Source organism: Pseudomonas sp. BAY1663 (genome assembly GCF_000582595.1).
In the GTDB taxonomy this organism is placed as follows: Bacteria; Pseudomonadota; Gammaproteobacteria; order Pseudomonadales; family Pseudomonadaceae; genus Stutzerimonas; species Stutzerimonas stutzeri_AF.
The window spans coordinates 43,751-62,407 of sequence record NZ_AZSV01000005.1 but is presented as its reverse complement, the minus strand read 5'-3'; the positions used below and the strand labels follow the sequence as shown (position 1 = coordinate 62,407).

11 protein-coding genes and 4 pseudogenes are annotated in these 18,657 nt (G+C 61.4%); 3 read left to right on the top strand and 12 right to left on the bottom strand.

What is annotated here, in order from left to right:
• Positions 1-127: 127 nt before the first annotated feature.
• Positions 128-1,389 (bottom strand): annotated as a pseudogene (locus tag BAY1663_RS02940) (MFS transporter).
• 183 nt (positions 1,390-1,572) lie between these two features.
• Between BAY1663_RS02940 and BAY1663_RS02935 the strand changes: the two are divergent.
• The gene (locus BAY1663_RS02935; protein ID WP_037037843.1) at positions 1,573-2,472 is read left to right on the top strand and encodes a LysR family transcriptional regulator; all 900 of its coding nucleotides are present in this window, start codon (positions 1,573-1,575) and stop codon (positions 2,470-2,472) included.
• A 69-nt stretch (positions 2,473-2,541) separates the two neighbouring features.
• Here BAY1663_RS02935 and BAY1663_RS02930 read toward each other — a convergent pair whose 3' ends face one another.
• Positions 2,542-2,967 carry a hypothetical protein gene (locus tag BAY1663_RS02930; protein ID WP_037037842.1) on the bottom strand — a complete coding sequence of 142 codons (426 nt, stop codon included), beginning with the start codon at positions 2,965-2,967 and terminating at the stop codon, positions 2,542-2,544.
• A 269-nt stretch (positions 2,968-3,236) separates the two neighbouring features.
• On the opposite strand from BAY1663_RS02930, the gene BAY1663_RS02925 reads away from it, so the two are divergent.
• Together BAY1663_RS02925 and BAY1663_RS02920 are read left to right on the top strand one after the other, a co-directional pair.
• Positions 3,237-3,725: a DUF3015 domain-containing protein gene (locus BAY1663_RS02925; protein WP_037037841.1), complete on the top strand. Its 489-nt coding sequence runs from the start codon at positions 3,237-3,239 to the stop codon at positions 3,723-3,725.
• A gap of 66 nt (positions 3,726-3,791) precedes the next feature.
• On the top strand, positions 3,792-5,645 hold the full coding sequence (locus BAY1663_RS02920; RefSeq protein WP_037037840.1) for a DUF4105 domain-containing protein: 1,854 nt from the start codon (positions 3,792-3,794) through the stop codon (positions 5,643-5,645).
• Positions 5,646-5,651: 6 nt separating this feature from the next.
• On the opposite strand, the gene BAY1663_RS02915 is transcribed toward BAY1663_RS02920, so the two are convergent.
• The 10 genes and pseudogenes from BAY1663_RS02915 to BAY1663_RS02875 all read right to left on the bottom strand — a co-directional run bounded on the left by BAY1663_RS02915 (position 5,652) and on the right by BAY1663_RS02875 (position 18,354).
• Positions 5,652-5,933: a hypothetical protein gene (locus tag BAY1663_RS02915; RefSeq protein ID WP_037037839.1), complete on the bottom strand. Its 282-nt coding sequence runs from the start codon at positions 5,931-5,933 to the stop codon at positions 5,652-5,654.
• A gap of 81 nt (positions 5,934-6,014) precedes the next feature.
• A complete protein-coding gene (trxC, locus tag BAY1663_RS02910; RefSeq protein WP_037037838.1) occupies positions 6,015-6,449 on the bottom strand; it encodes a thioredoxin TrxC in 435 nt (144 codons plus the stop codon).
• Positions 6,450-6,582: 133 nt separating this feature from the next.
• Entirely contained in the window at positions 6,583-7,860 is a 1,278-nt protein-coding gene (locus BAY1663_RS02905; RefSeq protein WP_037037895.1) for a bifunctional O-acetylhomoserine aminocarboxypropyltransferase/cysteine synthase, read from the bottom strand.
• Positions 7,861-7,951: 91 nt separating this feature from the next.
• A pseudogene (locus BAY1663_RS02900) lies at positions 7,952-9,741 on the bottom strand (SLC13 family permease).
• 524 nt (positions 9,742-10,265) lie between these two features.
• Complete coding sequence (locus tag BAY1663_RS24720) at positions 10,266-10,913, bottom strand: hypothetical protein (RefSeq protein ID WP_218186647.1); 648 nt, start codon at positions 10,911-10,913, stop codon at positions 10,266-10,268.
• The gene (locus BAY1663_RS02895) at positions 10,910-12,430 is read right to left on the bottom strand and encodes a hypothetical protein (protein WP_218186646.1); all 1,521 of its coding nucleotides are present in this window, start codon (positions 12,428-12,430) and stop codon (positions 10,910-10,912) included. The genes BAY1663_RS24720 and BAY1663_RS02895 overlap by 4 nt, the downstream gene beginning before the upstream one ends.
• Positions 12,427-15,408, bottom strand: a complete 2,982-nt coding sequence (locus BAY1663_RS02890) for a hypothetical protein (protein ID WP_037037837.1) — start codon at positions 15,406-15,408, stop codon at positions 12,427-12,429. Before BAY1663_RS02890 ends, BAY1663_RS02895 begins: the two co-directional genes overlap by 4 nt.
• 32 nt (positions 15,409-15,440) lie before the next feature.
• Positions 15,441-16,241, bottom strand: coding sequence for a hypothetical protein (locus BAY1663_RS02885; RefSeq protein ID WP_037037836.1), 801 nt, complete (start codon positions 16,239-16,241; stop codon positions 15,441-15,443).
• 101 nt (positions 16,242-16,342) lie between these two features.
• Positions 16,343-17,112 (bottom strand): annotated as a pseudogene (locus BAY1663_RS02880) (NERD domain-containing protein).
• Positions 17,113-17,215: 103 nt separating this feature from the next.
• Positions 17,216-18,354 (bottom strand): annotated as a pseudogene (locus tag BAY1663_RS02875) (Fic family protein).
• Positions 18,355-18,657 lie beyond the last annotated feature (303 nt).

The following is an 18,657-nucleotide window of genomic DNA, read 5'->3' as shown; positions in this document are numbered from 1 at the left end:
GCTGGGTGCAGGATCTCGTAGGAGCGGGCCATGCCCGCGATTCGCGCGCATGGCGCGCTCCTACGAAGAAATCTCTGTGCTTATCTGAACGGCATTACCCGCTTTTGCGGAGCGTTTCGTTTCCGGGTCAGTGCGCGGCGCGCGCTTCGGGCAAGGCCGGTAGCCGCGCCAGATGCAGGGCCACGGCGAGCGATGCCAGCAGCAGCGAAGCGATGAACAACCCGACGCCGTCCCAGCCGGCGGCGTGCCAGAACACCCCGCCCAGGGTACCGGCGATGCTGGAGCCAGGTAATAGCCGAACAGGTAGAGTGACGATGCCTGGCCACGGGCCTGGGTGGCGCGGCGGCCGATCCAGCTGCTGGCGACCGAGTGAGCGCCGAAGAAGCCGAAGGTGAACAGCAGCATGCCCAGCAACACCATCGGCAGCCGCTCGAACAGGGTCAGGCTGATTCCCGCGAGCATCAGCGCGATCACCATCCAGAACACCCTGCGCCGGCCGAACCGGTCGGCCAGGGCGCCGACCTGCGCCGAGCTGTAGATTCCCGACAGGTAGACCACCGCCAGCAGCCCGACCAGGGTCTGGCTGAGCTGGAAGGGGGCGGCGATCAGCCGATAGCCGATGTAGTTGTACAGGGTGACGAAGCTGCCCATCAGCAGGAAGCCCTGGAGAAACAGCCAGGGCAGGCCGGCATCGCGAAAGTGCAGGGTATAGCCCTGTAGCAGCCCCCGAGGACGCAACGGGCGCGGTCGGAAATGTCGCGATTCCGGCAGTAGGCGCCAGAACAGCAGCGCGGCCAGCAGCGCCAGCCCGCCCATCACGGCGAGCACGCTGTGCCAGGACAGATAGTCGACCAGCACCCCGCTGAGCAGCCGCCCGCTCATTCCGCCGATGGCATTGCCGCCGATGTACAGCCCCATCGCCAGCCCGAGGTGCTGCGGATGGATCTCCTCGCTGAGGTAGGTCATGGCGACCGCGGCCAAACCGCTCAGGGCCAGGCCAACCAGTGCGCGCATCAGCAGCACGCCGTGCCAGCTGGGCATCAGGGCGCTGCCCAGGGTGAACAGCGCGGCGGCCAGCAACGAGGCGAGCATCACCGGCTTGCGGCCGATGGCGTCGGAGATCGGCCCGGTGACCAGCAGGCCGACCGCCAGGGTGATGGTCGATAACGACAGGACCAGGCTGCTCTGCGCCGCATTGATAGCGAAGGCCTGCGACAGCATCGGCATCATCGGTTGCACGCAATAGAGCAGGGCGAAGGTGGCGAAGCCGCCGGCGAACAGGGCCAGGGCGGTACGGGTGAAGCGGGGCGTGCCCTTTTCCGTATGGACAGGGGCAGGTTCCTCTTCGGCTTGCGCCGGCTCGCCGGCTGCGCGCTGGAGGCTGTTCATCAGGCTGGATCTCTCTGTTCGTTTTTCCGGCCAAAAGTTACCCGTCACGGGCATTCGCTGTTTCGAGCGTTGGCGCGAGGGAGCTGATCTGGCTTATGGAGAGAAATGATAGGAAGCTTGATTTAATGTATCCAATATATTATTCGACAGAATCAATAGGTATTACGAATCAATGAGGCGCTCATGGAGCTGCGACACCTGCGTTATTTCGTGGCCGTGGCCGAAGAGCTGCACTTCGGTCGAGCGGCGGAGCTGCTGCGTATTTCCCAGCCGCCACTGAGCCAGCAGATCCAGGCGCTGGAACAGGAACTTGGCGTGCGCCTGTTCGACCGGACCAACCGTCGGGTCTCGCTGACCGATGCCGGGCGGATCTTCCTCGAGGAAACCCGGCGGACGCTGGCGCAGGTGGACAAATCGGTGGACGTGGTGCGCCGCGCCGAGCAGGGCGAGATCGGCGAGCTGCAGGTCGGTTTCACCTCATCGGCGCCTTTCACCTCGATCCTGCCGCGGGCGATCCTGGCGTTCCGCCAGGCCTTCCCGGCGGTGCATCTCGCCCTGCAGGAAATGACCAGCAAAGAGGTGGTCGAGGCGGTGCAGGACGAGACGCTGCAGGTCGGCATGATCCGCCCGTTCGCCCTGCCATCCGGGTTGCAGACGGTGGAATTGTTCAGCGAGCCGCTGGTGGCGCTGATGCACGCCGCGCATCCGCTGGCTCAGACTGGCGAGGAGGGGCTGGCACTGGCGGAGCTGGCTGCCGAGCCGTTCGTGTTCTTTCCGCGCAGCTACGGCACCGGGCTCTACGATCAACTGCTCGATCTGGCGCGACAGGCGGGCTTCAGCCCACGGATCGCCCAGGAGGCGAACGAGGCGCTGACCATCATCGGATTGGTTGCCGCGGGGCTGGGGGTTTCGGTGTTGCCGGCGTCGTTTCGGCGCATCCGCATCGACGGCGTGGCGTTTCGTACCCTGCTGGACAAGGACGCCACTACCGCCGTGTGGCTGGTCAAGCGACGCCAGGAGCAGTCACCGCTGGCCCAGGCATTCATCGACCTGGTTACCCGGGCGGCGCTTTCCGGCAGCTGATGCCCCGAAGAGCGGCTCGATGTTGAACCGCAGGCGCCGTGCCGAGACTGCCCGGCACGGAGGTGGAGCTCAGTTGAAGCGGTACTTCGCTTCGATCTTGCGTTTCTGCAGGGTGAACTCGGTCAGATCGATCTGGTTCTGGGCCAGTTGATCTTCCAACTTTTCCATCTCGCGGTTTTCCAGCGTGCTGACGTGGTGCTTGGTGGCGTGATAGTTGATGGTTTCCGCTGCGCTGTGCCCGCTGACCGGGTCCCAGAGAATGGACAGCGGCCAGAACAGCAGGTTGACTACCCCGAAACCATATTCGCGGCCGTAGAACGAGCCACCGCCTGGCAACAGGCCAAGTGCGGTACCCAGGGCAGGGTTCTTTTCCTCGACCACCAGGCCGGCGGCTTCATAGTGGCGCAGTTCGGATTTCTGATAGGAGTTCAGACCGCTCGCGCAGCCGGTGGAAGCGAGAATCGCACCGGTAAGAATGATGGGGGTAAGTTTCACGACAGCTCCTTGTTATTGGCAACGTGCGCGCTCCATGGCGCGCTGGCGCGGAAACTACCATGAGTAATGTCAATATGACATGACCATGCGCAGGTTTACTGATCGTGTCTTGCCCACCGGATGAGTTGCCGACAAACTGGTCCAGCCGCTTTAGCTTGAACCATTCAGCAGTGCCGGGCTTTTCACCTTGACACCGCTTGGCGCTCTGCCAAAGCTACAGCGCAGCCGGCGAGGACGCCGGCTATTTCCCCCTGCACAAGAGAACGATTATGAAACGGATTCTGCTAGCGTCCCTGCTCTTCACCGCTTCCGCCAGCGCCTTCGCCACCGCGCCGGGTGGCCCGGGTTGCGGTTGGGGCAACATGTTGTTCGAAGGCCAGCGCGGCCTGCCATCCCATCTGGTGGCTTCGCTCACCAATGGCACGTCGGGTAACGCCACCTTCGGCATGACTTCCGGAACCAACGGTTGTTCGACCGACGGGGCGCTGCAGTACAACGGCAAGTCGATGCTGGTGCTCGGCAGCATCATGACCGAACTGTCCGAGGACATGGCCATGGGCGAGGGCGAGGCGCTGACCACCTATGCCGTCGTGCTGGGTATCAAGCCCGAGGATCGTGCGCATTTCGCAAGCGTCACCCAGGCGCACTTCAGCGAGATCTTCAGTTCCGCCGACGTGACTGCCGAGCAGGTTCATGCCGCCACCCTGGCAGTGCTCAAGCAGGACGCCCGTCTGGCCCAGTACGCCGAGCAGGCCTGAGTTTCCGCCCCTTCCATCGTGCCCGCTCCGGCGGGCACTTTCGTATCTGCTTGCCATTGGCCGAATATGCTTCGACCCCTGCTACTGCTGGCGCTGTGCAGCGCGAGCGCCATGGTGCTGGCTGCCCCTTCCCCTGTTTCCGCCCCGCGGCGGTTGGCCGACGACGCCTACTGGCATTCGCTCGGCCACTACGAGCGCGGCAAGCTGGGCGGCTGGCGCAGCTATGTCGATGACGATGACTTCTTCCTCGCCGACGGCGGGGAACATGACCCGGCCGCCGAGCTTGCGGCCACCCTCGCTGCGCTCTACGCCCCGGCGAGCCAGGGCGATCGCCACGCCCAATGCGTCTATCCGGCGCGCACGCGCTGGCTGCGCGAACAGCTGGAGCTGACCGATCTGCCAGCGGTCGAATGTCCCGAGTTCAGAGCCTGGTACGCCGAGGTCGCCCCGCACGGTACCGTAATGGTCTTTCCCGCGGCCTACCTCAACAGCCCGTCGTCGATGTTCGGCCACACGCTGCTGCGCATCGACCAGGCTGATATCGGTTCCCAGGGCAGCCCACTGCTGAGCTCAGCCCTCAACTTCGGTGCCTTCATCGAGGGGGCGGACAACAGCATTCTCTATGCCTGGAAAGGCCTGATGGGAGGCTATCCGGGGCTTTTCTCGCTGCTGCCGTACCGCGAGAAGATCGGCGAATACAGCCGCCTGGAGAATCGCGATCTCTGGGAATACCGGCTGAACCTGACCGCGGAGGAAACGGGGCGCATGCTCGAGCATGTCTGGGAGCTCAAGCAGATCCGCTTCGACTATTTCTTCTTCGACGAGAATTGCTCCTACCGCCTGCTCGAACTGCTGGAGGTCGCTCGGCCCGGGCTCGAACTGACCGAGCAATTTCCATTGACCGCGATTCCGGCCGATACCGTGCGGGTTGTGATCGATGCCGGGCTCGTCGAAGGCATCGACTATCGGCCATCGCGCGAGCGCGAACTGCTGACCCGTACCGCGCCGCTCGACAGCGAGGAGCTGGACTGGGTTAGCCAACTGGCCGGTGATCCACAGGTGCTCGGGCAGCATGATTACCTGGCATTGCCGGACGAACGCCGTGCGCTGATCCAGGACGGCGCCTACCGTCTGGTCCGCTACCGGGTCACCGGCGAGGAGCGTGACCCTGCCAATGCGGCGCACAGTTATCGTTTGCTGCAGGCGATCAATCGCAACCCACCCCCGCGCCTGGACGTTGCGCGGCCGATCCTGCCGGAGCACGGCCATGAGTCGCGCACCTTGCAGTTCGGGCTTGGTGGCCGTGGCGAACATGCCTTCGCCGAGTACGGGCTGCGCATGGCCTATCACGACTTGCTCGACAATCTCGAGGGCTTTCCGCTGGGGGCGCAGATCGAAATCGCCCAGCTGCGGCTGCGCCAGTACGAAGGCAATCGCTGGAAACTGCAGCGGCTGGATCTGGCTGGAATCCGTTCGCTGACGCCGGTCACGCCGCTGTTGCGGCCCTGGTCCTGGCAGATCGCGGCGGGGCTGGAGCGCGTGCCGTGGGGGGATGGGGACGACCGCCTGGTCGGCCATTTCGATGGTGGCGGCGGGTTCACCTGGCAGCTCGGCGAGGATCTGCTCGGCTTCGCCCTGGCAACTGCGCGCCTGGAAGTGAACCCCGGCTTCAGCGCGGCCGTCAGTCCGGCGGCGGGTTTCGATGGCGGCCTGCTGTGGCGGAATGCGGCGGGCAACCTGCTGCTGGAGGCGCGGGGGGACTATTTCCATAACGGCGAAGTACGTCGTCGCCTCGACCTGGCCCAGCAATTCGAACTGCGTGGCGACACCGGCCTGCGTCTGAGCCTGGGACGCAGCTTCAGCCATCGGGCCGAGCCGGAAACGGAGTTCCAGTTGCAACTGCGCTGGTATTACTACTGAGGCGCGCTAGCCGGCTGGTCGATGGGCCGGCTCATGTTCGTGTATCAACCGCGTCACGCGAATATCGCTGATGCCGAGGATAGCCGCCTGCTGGAGCAACTCTTCCTCACGGGCATCCGCTTCGGGCATCAGCAGGTTGTTTTCCATGTCGGCATGGTGCAGCCGGATCAGCTGCGCGGCGGCGGCTGCGGTCGAGAGGGAATCGTCTTGCGACTCGATGATCTCGGCACGTGGATCGTTCTGGTAGATGTAGTTCACCTCGAACTTGTGAGTCGTCTTGCCGAACATGAGGCGGGCTCCTGGCAGGTTGCGGTCATGTTCTGTGGACTTGGCCAGGGCATCGATCGTTCCGATCGCCCGGACCCGCGGTCAGATGCCTTGCTGGCCGAGCCAGGCCAGCAGCTGCGGCAACGGCATGGCGCCGCTCTGGCGGGCGATTTCGCGGCCGTCGCGGAACAGGATCAGGCTGGGAATCGAGCGGATGCCGAGCTGGGTCGCGAGCTGCGGGTTGGCTTCGCTGTCCAGCTTGGCCAGGCGGCAGCGGCCCTGCAGCTGCGTGGCTGCCTGGGCGAAGGTCGGTGCGAAGCTGCGGCAGGGGCCGCACCAGCTGGCCCAGACGTCCACCAGCAGCGGCAGGTCGCCCTTGATCTGGTTGGCGAACTGGCCCTGCCGCAGCTCGAACGGCTGGTGCGGCAGCACTTCGGCCTGGCAGCGGCCGCAGCGCGGAGTGTCATGCAGCCGGTCGGCGGGGATGCGATTGAGCCCGGCGCAATGCGCGCAAGGAATGATCAGCGAGTCGCTCATGTGAGGCTTTCCGAGAGGATATTTCCTCCGGTATGGGGCCGCCGATCGAGATATCAAGGCTATGCGGCGCCTCGTGATGCGCGCGCGTTCGCAGGTCTGCCCGCGCCGAAGCGCGGACAGGCCCCGGGGCCGATCAGCGCTTGGCCGCGTCCAGCGCCTGGGCGAGGTCGGCGAGGATGTCGTCGATATGCTCGATGCCGATGGACAGGCGGATCAGGTCCTGGGACACGCCGGCCTTGGCCAGTTCCTCGGCATTCAGCTGGCGGTGGGTGGTGCTCGCCGGATGGCAGGCCAGCGACTTGGCGTCGCCGATGTTGACCAGGCGCACGATCAGCTTGAGCGCATCGATGAAGCGGGCGCCGGCTTCCATGCCGCCTTCGATGCCGAAGCAGAGGATCGCCGCCGGCTTGCCGCCCATGTAGCGCTGCGCCAGGGCGTGCTCGGGGTGCTCCGGCAGGCCGGCGTACTTGACCCAGGCCACCTGTGGGTGACTTTGCAGGTAGTCGGCGACTTTCAGCGCGTTCTCGCAGTGGCGCTCCATGCGCAGCGCCAGGGTTTCCAGGCCCTGCAGGATCAGGAAGGCGTTGAACGGCGAGAGCGCCGCGCCCATGTTGCGCAGCGGCACCACGCGGCAGCGGCCGATGAAGGCGGCCGGGCCGAAGGCTTCGGTGTAGGTGACGCCGTGGTAGGACACGTCCGGCGTGTTGAGCAGGGCGAAGCGCTCCTTGTGCTGCGCCCAGGGGAATTGGCCGGAGTCGACCACGATGCCGCCGATGCTGGTGCCGTGGCCGCCCATGTATTTGGTCAGCGAATGCACGACGATGTCGGCGCCATGCTCGAACGGGCGGCACAGCACCGGGGTGGCGACGGTGTTGTCGACGATCAGCGGCACGCCATTGCGGTGAGCGGCGTCGGCCAGAGCCTGCAGGTCGATGACGTTGCCGGCCGGGTTGCCGATGGATTCGCAGAACACCGCTTTGGTCCTGTCGTCGATCAGCGCTTCCAGTGCGGCGATGTCGTCATGGGCGGCGAAGCGCACTTCGATGCCCTGGCGCGGCAGGGTATGGGCGAACAGGTTGTAGGTACCGCCATAGAGCTTGGCCACCGAGACGATGTTGTCGCCGACCTCGGCGATGGTCTGGATGGCATAGGTGATCGCCGCCATGCCGGAGGCCACCGCCAGGGCCGCCACGCCGCCTTCCAGCGCCGCGACGCGCTGTTCGAGCACGTCGGTGGTGGGGTTCATGATGCGCGTATAGATGTTGCCCGGCACCTTCAGGTCGAACAGGTCGGCACCGTGCTGGGTGTCGTCGAAGGCATAGGAGGTGGTCTGGTAGATCGGCACCGCCACGGCCTTGGTGGTCGGGTCCGGGCTGTAGCCGGCGTGGATGGCGAGGGTTTCCAGTTTCATGGCATGTTCCTGTTCTTGTTCGATGGGCCGAAAGCTGCGGAGCATGAAAGGGAACGCGCAAATCTTCAATGACCCAGCGCAAGCCCTGTGCTCATAGCGGGGTGAGCGGCCAGAACCGCGGGATGACCAGCGTGGCGACCAGCCACAGCAACAGGTTCAGCGGTATTCCGACCCTGAGGAAATCGGTGAAGCGATAGCCGCCGGCGTTGTAGACGAAGGTGTTGGTCTGGTAGCCGATCGGTGTGGCGAAGCTGGCGCTGGCGGCGAACATGACGGCGACGACGAAGGGGCGCGGGTCGACACCCAGGTGCTGCGCCAGGCCGATGGCGATCGGGGTGATGAGCACTGCCACCGCGTTGTTCGACAGCATCTCGGTGAGCAGCGAGGTGAGCAGATAGATGAACGAGAGCATGAACAGCGGCCCGGCCCAGGCGTCAGCGTGGTCACGTTCTGCACGATCAGCTGGACCAGGCCGACCTTGTCCATGGCGATGCTGATCGCCAGCATGCCGAAGATCAGGCTGAGGATCTTCCAGTCCACCGCCTTGTAGGCGTCCTCGACATCCAGGCAACGGGTCGCCAGCACCGCGGCGGCACCGATGATCGCTAGGCCCTCGATCGGCATCACGCCGAAGGCGGCCAGCAGCATGACGGCCAGGGTGGCGAGGATCGCGATGGGCGCCTTGTCCCGGCGGAAGGCGCGCTCCTGCACCGCGTTGAGGCTGATCAGCTCGCCGTTGTCGGCGAAGCGCTTGATCTGTGCCGGGGTGCCTTCGACCAGCATCACGTCGCCGAACTGCAACTGGAAGTCGTCGAAATTGCCCTGGATGTTTTCATCCTGGCGGTGCACGGCGAGTACGTTGATGCCGTAACGGGCGGTCAGGTCGAGATCGCGCATCGGCCGGTGGCTGTAGCGCGAGCCGCGGCCGACGATGGCCTCGGCGAGGCTCACGTCCTCGCTGCTGATGGTCTCGAAGGCATCGCTGCGGTTGAACGTCAGGTGGCCGCTTTCGCGCAACTCCACCACATCCTTGACTTGGCCATGGATCAGCAGCAGGTCGCCGGCATTGAGGATGAAGTCGTGTTCGGGGCGGCTGAAATACTGATTCTCACGGCTGACCTGCAGCACCTGAAGGCCACTGCCGCCGTTGAGGTTGGCCTCGCCGATGGTCTTGCCGAGTACCGGCGAGTTGGGCGCGACCCGCAACTCGCTCATGAAGGTACGGTCCAGGCGCGGGCCGAGCAGCTTGGACAGCGTGTCGCGCTCGGGAAGCAGGTGCTTGCCGATCGTCAGCAGATAGAGCATGCCGGCCGCGGCGAGAATCGATGCCGCCGCGGTGATCTCGAACATGCCGAATGGCGCGAGCCCGGCCTTGCGCGCGACGCCATCGACCAGGATGTTGGTCGACGTGCCGATCATCGTCAGCGTGCCGCCAAGGATGGTGGCGTAGGACAGCGGGATCAACAGCTTCGACGGCGTGGTGCCGGCGCGCTTGGCCAGCGATATCGCCACCGGCGTGAGGATCGCCACCACCGGGGTGTTGTTCAGGCAGGCGGAAATCACCAGGGCGGTGATCGTCAGGCCGCCCAGTACGCGGGTCGGACTGGTCCCCACCAGGTCGCCCAGCCAGTTGCCCAGCGCATCGATACAGCCGGTGCGCTCCAGGGCGGCGGAGATAATGAACATGCAGGCGATGGTCACGGGAGCGGAGTTGGACAGCACTCCCAGCACTTCGCCCGGCGTCAGCAACTGGGTGGCCAGCAGTACCGCCACGGCGATCGCGACCACGATGTCCGGGCTCCAGCTCTCGCGCACGAAAGACACCAGCACCCAGATCAGCAAGGCGCAGACGAACAGCAGCGGCAGCGAATCCGGGAGCATGGAGGTCCTTAACGTGACGATGGCCAATAAACATCAGGCCGCACGGCGACCTCGCGCGCACGATAGTGGGCCGGACTTAGAGAGTCCAGAAACCAATACTGCTTTTTATATTCGATTTAGTTATTTGGTCTTTTTTCGGATGATGCTGCGGCCGATAGCCGTCATCCATGAGCTACGAGCTTCGCCGTTGGCTCGATCGCAGAGCGTGGCGCGGGGCTTGGAGATGATACGGAAAAGCCGCGCAATGCGCGGCTTTGAAGGTGGTGGGCCCACACGGACTCGAACCGTGGACCAAAGGATTATGAGTTGCCTAGAAACGCTGTAAGCCTAGTTAAATCGTGGGCAGCTTAGCATAGGTACAGTTAGCTGAAAGTAGCGTCGTAGAGCGGGTTAAGCGTAATTGAGCGAAATCTGTAAAAGCTGGGCACTGTACCGCCAGTGTACTGTTTTTTTGTACCGTGAAACGGTCAGGTTCTAAACGCTCGGTATCGCCCCAGGCTGAAAGACCAGCTATTGGTGCGACATCAGGCGAGCATGATCACCTCGCCATACAGTTTCCGCAGATGTCCATCGGACATGTCTAGGATGGGCTCATACATGAAGGAGTTCAGGTGAATATTCTCGGGGGTCATTAGTGCCACACGTTGAAGGATTTTGAGTGTCTTCAGCTCTGTACTGAACAGTTCCCGGAATTTTTTCAGTAGTTTTGGCGTTTGGTTCGAGTCAATTCCCGCGACGAAGGCCGGGTCGTTGATGCGCTTGACCATGAAGCGCTCGGCGGTGAGCCGGATCGACATGGCAAGCACGATCTTGTTCTCGAAATTGATACCATCGTCAGCCTTTAGGCACCCACTGGCCTCATGCTCGATGAGCGCCATCACAGTTTTGGCACCGTCGGCCGAAGCAACATTTTGTCCGAACAGTCTGTTGAAGATCCCATCCAGGTCAGAAATCGTTATCTGATCGGAGTCGGCCTTCCAGTGCAGCAGCGACGTCAGTTTGACGAAATCGGGGTCGGCCGCATCCTTGGTGTATTCGATGAGATTGCGCATGAAGGGGATACAGGCAATCTTTTTCTTCGGCTCGGCAGCGAAATTTGGCTTCCAGTCTTTGACAAATACGTTCTGAATTCCAGCGGCTTGCTCAAGCACCAAGCCTGCGGCAGTTTTCAACGCATGAAGCAGTCCGAGTACCGGACAAACCGGCTCTGAATAGTCCGGTAGAAGTCGAAGTTGTGGGTGAGGATGATCTGCTTGAAGTGGGGGTCTTCGGCAATGTCCATCAGGTACTGAATAATGGCGTACTTGTTTTTGTAGTCGAACGAGTCCGCAATGTCATCGACGATGATGAGCGTTTCCTGTTTTGCCTTCTTCCGCACTTCGATTTCAAAGAGGATGTTCAGCACGTAGAAGGCCTTTTTTTCCCCCGTGCTGAGGGCCTGCATAAGTGAGCTGCGGTCAACAGCGGCCTTATCTGTCCCATCTTCAAACGTAAAGCCGAGGCTTAGCATCGGCTCCTGACCGAGGATTACGGACAGCCGGTTAACTGCTTCCAGCTTGAAGGGAACGAAGAAGCGGTCGTTGAAGATATCGACAACTTCTTCCCACTGCGTGCGCTCTTTCGCTGCCTGCTCTTCGATCTCTTTGCGTCTGGTCTGGGCTGCTTGGTATTTGTTCAGCAGATCCTGAAATGGCTCGAAGCGCACCTTTAGGTAGGATTTCCAAACGTCCTCCTTGAAAGCTGGTACGTTGCCTAGCCGTACCAGCAACTCTTCATGATTCAGCAGGTAGGCTTCGAAGTCGCGGACCGTGACGTTCTTCTGGATGAGCTTGTCGAGTTTCGCGAACTTCCTTTTCAGCTCCTCGTCATTAGAGATCGCATCCTTCTCTTTGGCGATCAGTTCTTCGAGTTCCTTCTGGCTGGTAATCTCTAGCTTGGCGTCGGCATTCAGGGTGACGGAGTGCTTCGCCTCAAAGAAGCCGTTGTCGGCCAACTGCTTTGCGACCGTCGCTGCGTTGTAGTAGTTGAATGTGCCTTTCTTGAAGTAGGTCGATGCGGCCAACAGTTCGTTGTACTTCTTGATGTAGTCCTGAATGGCAGCTTTCGCTTCATCCGTGGCGAGTAGAGCAAGCACCTTATCGTCGAACACGACATCGTAGGCGACTGTCGCGAGCGGGGCGTCGGGCAGCGCAGCAATCTCGTCCTTGATACGATTCAGCGCAACATAGAACTGGTCGTCACGTGCTGTGAAGGTGGACGAAAACTCCTTTTCGATGTCCCTCTTGGAGCCAGACTGCTCTTTGAGAGCTTTCAGCAAGGTCTCCTTTGCCGCGTCGATATCGGCATGGAGGGCTTCGTATTCTTGGCGTAGCGCAGGGTTGACCAGCAGCGTTGAAGTCTTCGGTGAGTGCCCCAGAACCTCGTCATATGGACGAACGACGAGTACACCTTCCTTGGGTAGATCCGCACCGGCCTCGTCCTTGATTTCGCGCCTGCACGCGCGCGCCGGGAAGATGCGATCCTTGGAGGCAACACCGTCTGCGACATCTTGGAAGGTCTGCGCGAGTGAGGACTTCATAGATCCGTTCGGCGCATAGACGGCACAGGCCTTTGCTTTAGAAAAATCGAATTCAGCTTGCAGCTTCTTGATGCCGTAGCAGTTTTCCAGGTCGATGCTCACTGTTTTCATGTTCGATTCCCTCCGTGCGGATTGTTTGCACCTTGCCCACATCCAACAGCAGCAAGATCCTGTTCCAACAAAGCGTTCTGAAGTGTGAGCAGTGCCGCCCAATCGGAAGTCAGTCTGTTACGCAGCAGTGCTGCTAGGCCCTCCGCCAGGGCGACATTGCCGGCTGCCACGTCCTCGCTGAATTTCCGCAACTGCATCTGCACTGACGTTCCCTCGGCCTGCGCCTCGAATGCCTTGAGAGCCACTGCGAGCTGTCGTTCATGGTCTTGCCGTACCGCTTGCTCAGCAGGGGATCTATCCTTTTCTCCCAGTCTGAAGCGGCGCATGCCGTCAAGCTCTGTAATCAGCTCAATGCTTCGTTGCGCCTCTCGGGTCAGAATATCGTTCAATCGCGGCTGCTGGAGAGTATCTAGCCAGTCGTCCCCAGAGTACGGCGATGCAAATAGTGAGTACCGTCCTTTTATCGTCAGACACGATAGTGCGAGGTGATCGATACGTGGGACAAACCAGACCTGGCGGCCTTCGCCAATGGTCGACTGAACCTGGGCGGCATGTGCTTCAACCCATGCCGGCCAATCGCAGGGTGATGAAATATCCGCGATTGCCAGGAAGTCTCTATTCGGCCAGGGCAAGGGAGTTTCCCAATCTGGACGAGTATGCAATTCAAGCTCGATAGCTTGTCGTCTAAGCTCTGCTTCAACACCCTGCAGGTAGCTCATTGAGCTTGCCTGCAGCTTGCGCTCAACGGCCATCTTGACACTACGCAAAGCGTCGTCCGGTAAGGCGCTACGGGCGATGGAAATCCATTGCGTCAGCTTGGCGCCCTGCGTACCGGTTTCAATGGCCAGCAGCCGCAACGAAGCGATCAGGCTCTCCAAACGATCCAACGACTTTGCAGGCGATCTACCTAAAAGTTCCCAAGGCTCCTCGCGCGCCTCTTGCACGTTTTTGAGCAAATCGCCGGTCCATAGGACGAATGCACCGTAGTTATCCGGCAACTTAATGAAGCGTCGAATCAAATCGGCAGAGCAATGGAAAAGTAGATTTTGCAGCGGTGTACTGTGCTCTGCCGGGGCACTGCCATTGGGAGCGGCGTCTCGTGGCGGAGTCAGTTGGCGAGAGGCGTCGTGAATATTGCCGAAGCGCTCAAGTATCTTCGCTTGAGGCGGCTTACCGCGCAGAGTGGTATCCACTATGCGCTCTAGTACGGGTAGCAAGCGTTCCAGCATTCCATACGAGCGATGCAGATAGTCGGTGTAGCTCTCATTGCCAACCAATCTTGCTGCCGCGGCGATCCAGCGTTGGTTCCACGCGGGCAATGCGGTGGGCGCGATATTCTCCCGAGGGATACGTTTGCTGGCATCCGGTAATCCGGATGGACGGCCGTCGGCCGCCAGTGCGTCGACGGCCGCTACCATTGCACTGGGGTCAAGCCCAAGCAGCGTGGCGCAGAGTGGTGCCACTTCATCGTTGAGTCGAGCCTGAACGGAGGGGGCAACGTAGTAAATGACGCTGCGTAGAAGACGCCCTTCGGGTGCTGCTTCGACTGTAACCGGCCCTGCCCAGGGAATCTCGCATGGGACGCGCTCCAGTAAACGATTGCGCACCGGTGCCTCCACCCAGCTTGATGCGATGCGTGGATCTATCAGATGGATCGCGCCCAGCAGATCAGCAACGTCGCTAAGATCGACTGCTTCGAAATCGGGCTTCACCGCCAGCAGTGCCGATCGCAAGGACTCCGGCAGCTCCATGCCGACCAGTGCTCCTATGAGTGCTCGAAGGCGGTGTATATCGGTGGTGGTCACCATCTGATGCAAGGAAGTTCGAGAAAGGGCGGACAGTAGATCCGTTCGTGGGTCCGCAGCTGAGCGGGGGCGTAATACCCCTATGGCGTTCCTCAGACGATCCGGTAGTGGCATCGAGGAAACATCTATGTTCGCGACTGCGAACCTAGCGGCTAGGGTGATTTGAGACGGTTCCAGCCCGGCCGACAGAACTTCTGCTACCCAAGCCCGTAGTGTTGCCTCGATGTGAGCCTGGCCCATACCGGAAAGGGCTGTGACCAGCGCGACGGGATCATGCTCGCGCTCCAGTCGTGAGGCGAGGGCCGCGACGAAAGCGCTTGTCGCGCCGGGGTGATTCACCAGTACGTGGGCGCCCAAGGCTTCCAAGCTATCGCTATGCACGGAATGAACCGCCTCGATCACAGTTCGTGATGGCGCCGATGGTGGGTAAGCATGACAAAGGTCGAAGAGCATTGCCGAACGCAGCTGATGCAGGCCTTCGATGCGCCCATCTTCTTTCGCCGAAACGAGATGCTCATCAATCAGGCGGCGTAGACCTCGACTCAGATCACCAGGTGCGATATCCAGCGCCGTGGACAGCCGTTCAGCATCAATTGTGGCTCCCGCCATGCTGGCGAGCGAAGTGACGCGAAGTATGGCCAGCTCGGCATCGCGAGATTCGCGCAGCCGTCGATCCACTTGCTCACTGAGAACCGTCTCGATCCGTTCGCCACGCGTCAAGATATGTGTGAATTCGAGCAGGAGCCCGCCGCTTCGCTCCCAGGGTTCGCGCCAACCCACCCAAGAGGTCCGGCCCTGCTCAAGCAGCCGGTGCCAAATCCGTTCCGCGACCGCCTCTTCAACGGGAGGACGAACCTCTTTGGCGCGCGCCCGCGCGGTCAACATGAACACATCTTCTTCTCTAATCGAGCCGAGCAATAGAATTCCGCTACCGCCGCCGACCTCCTTGCTCAAACTATCCCACAGACTGCTGCCTCCGCGCCCAACATCGTCCAGGATGAAACCGAGCGGTGCGGTAGGGGATGCTCTTAATGCCTGAGCGAGACGCATGAACAGGTGTGCGTCGGCCGCATCGCCGCGCTTGATTTCGAACCAGCGCACGGTATGCCGAATCGCACGAGCCACTTCCCACATCAGCGCCGATTTGCCGCTACCCGATTGGCCCACGATCAACGTGGCGCCACTGGCTTCCAGAGCGTCGAGGACTATGCTGCGCGTCTCGGGTCGTTCGGCGACCAGGCCGGCTGCAAGATGCCCCGGGCGTGTATTGACGCTTGATAAAAGCTGGGGTCATCTGTGGGTGTCAGGAAATCGAGAGCCTCGCAGAGTCCGTCGCGTAATGCTGCCTCCATGCCGCTTAGGTCAAGGATCGGCTCGATCCTGCGCACGCAAGCCTCCACGTCAGATACGGCCAGGCCTGCATAGCGGTTATCTGTGATTAAACCATTGGCATCGGCCAAGTTACCGATGCGGCTGAGTAGCTCAGCGTAATGGACCTGTGCAGCCAAGGGAGTGCAGGACGTAATTCGACTGATGGACTTCAGTGCGACTTCAAAGGGCGCTGGGGTAATCCACACAAGAGTACGAGGTGCGAGTGAGCTCCAGCGTGGATCGCTAGCCATGGCCTTGGCCAGGCTCGGGTTATCGGCCAACCTGTGATCGGTGGTGGGGCCACCTGCGATCGGCTGTTCTACAAGCAAGATCAAATCACTGGTAAGGGGCGAGGATGCGCCCTCGCTTCGATACCAAAGCTCACGCACGAAGTTTGCTGCCTCGCTGGCTGAGAACGGTCCGAGGTGGTCGCGGCGTGATTTCACCTGAACAAGGGCAGAGCGCGTCGCTCCGCGAAGCTCGTAGTCGTCCAGCCCTTCCGGGACTACCTCGCCGTAAGGCAGCTCCTCACTCCAGCACTGAGTTGCCAGCCAGACGCCGGCGGCATCCTGGTACCGAAAGCCACGCCCGGCATGCGACCCCGCGCGTGAGGCGCCGTGTTTCGAGCCCTTCATACAACTCCATCCCTACGTTGAATCGAGCTTAGTGGCCTTGCTCAGCTAGCAAAGCTGAGAGTGTGACGAAGATGAGCGTCCTGCGTATCAATGGGTGGTTGTTAAAGGCTCTGCATGATTCGGCACTTGGGGAAAGCCGAGCATCCCCAAAATTGCTGCCCAGCCTTAGCCCCTGTTTTCACAGTACGGATCATCAGCGCGCTTCCGCATTTCGGGCATTGCCGCTCGGCTGTCGGATCACTACGTCGCTTAAGGTTTTGCACATGCTCGCGGTGAGTGGCGAGGGTCGGCGCGCGGCGACCGGTTTGCAGGGCGTGCAGCATGGTGTCGACTTCAGCTTCGCTGAATACCGGCTGCTGGAATGACTTGATATAGCGGATAAAACCAATGCCCTGGGTGACGTTGGCCGGCACCTCGGTTTTGAAGGTGCTGCCGCCGACAAAGGTGATGACCGAGTGCAGGTGCTCGGGGTTCACGCCAAGGGTGGCTTCCAGGGCTTTTAGGTGCTTGTAGTTCTGCCGCAGCGGGTTCTGGAATTTGAAGGTTCGTTTGGGAAACTTCTGCGTCCACTGCGCCTGCTTCTCGCTGCCGAAGATCCAGCCGCTCATGTTCTTCGTTTCCAGTACGAAGATACCGTAGGGCGAGAGGAATACGTGGTCGATCTGCGTGGTGCCGTCTGGGGTGTCCAGCGTGACGTTGTGCAGGCGGCGGTAGGTCTGCTTGTCCAGCTGCCAATGGGCAAACAACTGCACCAGGAGTTCGCCGATATGACCCTTGGCCCAAGGCGATTTGAGCAGGCCGATCAGCAGCATCAGTGGGATAAACCAGCCAGCGTGCCCCAGACCTGCGCGATGATGGGGGTGAAGTCCATTTCCTGTCCTAGTAATCCAGAATTAACCGGATAGTACCGAAACCTGGCGTAATGGCACTACAGCATTGCGACGAGTCCGGTGCGCTGCTCTGTCGCTGCGGGCTCAGCCTTGTGCGTTTGCCGAGTGCTGTATTTGGTAACGCGTGCTGCGCCCGCCGCCGGGTAGCCGGGCAAGACAGCGCTTCTCAACAAGGTCGCTCAGATGGCGCGTGGCGGTGGCTTTCGAGACCTTGGCCACGGCCTGGTATTGGGCGGCGCTGATGCCGTTCTCGAAACCTTTCTCGCCGCCATCGAGCAGGCGGTTAAGCACTTTGATCTGCTCGGCAGATAAGGCTTGGCTGCGGTGCGCCTGCCAGAAGCACGCCTTGACCAGCACGCGGTCGATACGAGCAAGGGCTTGCTCCAGGCTCTTGAGCAGCGTTGCGAGGAACCATTGCAGCCAGGCGGTGATATCCAGCGTACCCCTCTGGCTGGCCTCCAGGATGCGGTAGTAACCGGCGCGGTCGTCGAGGATGCTGGCTGACATGGCGTAAAAGCGGATGGCCTGCTGTTCGCCCTGAGCCAGTGCCAGGTCGGTGATGGCGCGGGTAAGGCGACCGTTGCCGTCATCGAAGGGGTGCAGGGTGACGAACCAGAAGTGCGCAATGCCGGCCCGTAGAAACGGGTCGAGGCTGGCATCGCTGCGGCTGCTCTCGAACCAGGCGAGGAAGTCGTCCAGTTGCGCCTCCAGCCCGGCGCGGGGAGGGACTTCGAAATGCACGGTAGGGCGGTCGAGCCGGCCGGAAACTACCTGCATGGGCTCTTCGCCGCGCAGCGTGCCGATGCGTAGCGGGCGGGACAGCAGGCTGTCGTCGCCGGGGAACAACCAGCCATGCCACTTGTACAGTCTCTGCAGGTCTAGCGGCTGCTGATGTTCGTGGGTGGTGTCTAGCAGCAATTCCGCTAGGCCTTCGGAGCGTGCCGTAGTACTGCCTTCCTCGCTTACCCCCAAGCGCCGCGCCAGGATGAGCGCACCGAGCTGACATTCAGCTGCTCGCCCTCGATGGCTGATGAGGTGACGATGTTCTGCAGCATGGCATCCAGGCTGCTCTGCACTTCTCTGTCGCGACCGACGGCGCCGAGCATGCCGAGCAAGCGTCCCTGAGTCTGGTTGCAAGCGCGCAGCAGCGTGGCAAGTGGTTCGGTTTGCCAGTTGAAGTGCGGCCAATTGGGCTGTTGCCAGATCCAGAAAGGGATATTCATGGGCTTGCTCATCTGTGAGCCGATTAGCGAGTCTATTCGGCTCATTGTTTGAGCTGATAGTGGCGCCTATTCGGCTCACTGTCTAATCCTGAAGTGTTTTTCTGGGAAGAGCGCCGTCAGTTGTCCTTTGATCTTGTGGCAATAACGCTGCCGGCGCACTACGGCTTTTTAGGTTGACGATTGCGATCATCCGAGAAAACCCAAGGAGGCTGGTGTAACAGCACTGTACCTGCGGCCCCAAAGGGCTGGGTGGATGTCATTGCCGTAGAAAGCGCAAAGCCGCGCAATGCGCGGCTTTGAAGA

What these genes read in the sequence shown, in the direction of transcription:
- BAY1663_RS02915 (WP_037037839.1), bottom strand. Translation starts at nt 5,933, where the DNA reads ATGTTCGGCAAGACGACTCACAAGTTCGAGGTGAACTACATCTACCAG.
- BAY1663_RS02920 (WP_037037840.1), top strand. Translation starts at nt 3,792, where the DNA reads ATGCTTCGACCCCTGCTACTGCTGGCGCTGTGCAGCGCGAGCGCCATG.
- BAY1663_RS02885 (WP_037037836.1), bottom strand. Translation starts at nt 16,241, where the DNA reads ATGAAGGGCTCGAAACACGGCGCCTCACGCGCGGGGTCGCATGCCGGG.
- trxC (WP_037037838.1), bottom strand. Translation starts at nt 6,449, where the DNA reads ATGAGCGACTCGCTGATCATTCCTTGCGCGCATTGCGCCGGGCTCAAT.
- BAY1663_RS02905 (WP_037037895.1), bottom strand. Translation starts at nt 7,860, where the DNA reads ATGAAACTGGAAACCCTCGCCATCCACGCCGGCTACAGCCCGGACCCG.
- BAY1663_RS02925 (WP_037037841.1), top strand. Translation starts at nt 3,237, where the DNA reads ATGAAACGGATTCTGCTAGCGTCCCTGCTCTTCACCGCTTCCGCCAGC.
- BAY1663_RS02935 (WP_037037843.1), top strand. Translation starts at nt 1,573, where the DNA reads ATGGAGCTGCGACACCTGCGTTATTTCGTGGCCGTGGCCGAAGAGCTG.
- BAY1663_RS02895 (WP_218186646.1), bottom strand. Translation starts at nt 12,430, where the DNA reads ATGAAAACAGTGAGCATCGACCTGGAAAACTGCTACGGCATCAAGAAG.